At 59.4% G+C, this 207-nt stretch carries 1 pseudogene; it reads left to right on the forward strand.

The annotated features are described in order from the left end of the window. Positions 1-207 (forward strand): annotated as a pseudogene (locus HMPREF2952_RS06350) (RHS repeat protein); the annotation flags it as partial.

Raw genomic sequence — 207 nt, forward strand, 5'->3', positions numbered from 1 at the left:
GCGCTACCGCTTTGCCTACGACATCCTCGACCGATTGATTGCAGAAAGCGGTTTCGACCATAAGCTGACCGGCTACCGCTACAACGCCGGCAACGAACTGGTCGAGCAGCACGAATTCGGTGATGACGCCTCCCTTGCCGCCAAACTGATGGCGCAGCTGGGCGGTCAACCCATCCCCAAAAAAGAAGCCGCCCCGCTTTCAGACGG

The sequence above is a fragment of the Neisseria sp. HMSC068C12 genome (assembly GCF_001814095.1).
GTDB lineage: Bacteria > Pseudomonadota > Gammaproteobacteria > Burkholderiales > Neisseriaceae > Neisseria > Neisseria perflava.